This window comes from Burkholderia sp. SIMBA_062 (assembly GCF_046534765.1).
Lineage (GTDB): Bacteria > Pseudomonadota > Gammaproteobacteria > Burkholderiales > Burkholderiaceae > Burkholderia > Burkholderia ambifaria.
The window spans coordinates 1-256 of the sequence record NZ_JAWRYD010000410.1; the positions used below are offsets into that span (position 1 = coordinate 1).

The 256-nt window shown below is 60.2% G+C and carries 1 pseudogene; it reads right to left on the bottom strand.

Going from position 1 to position 256, the window contains the following annotated elements:
• Nucleotides 1-256, bottom strand: a pseudogene (locus SB786_RS36875) (cytochrome c); the annotation flags it as partial.

Sequence of the window (256 nt, forward strand, 5' to 3'; positions counted from 1 at the left end):
GGATACAGACGCTTGCCGTCCTTCGATTTACCTTCGCGCACCAGGCCGATAAAGTCCGCATCGCTCAGATTGCCGATGCCATAGGTTTTATCCGGCGTGATATTCGTCGAATAAATCGTGCCGAACGGCAGATCGAACGGCACGCCGCCCGCATAAGGCTTTGCCTTGTTCGACGTGTGGCACGCAATGCAGTCCGCCGCGCGTGCGAGATATTCGCCGCGCTTGACGAGCGCAGCGTCGTCGCTCGCGCTGGCCG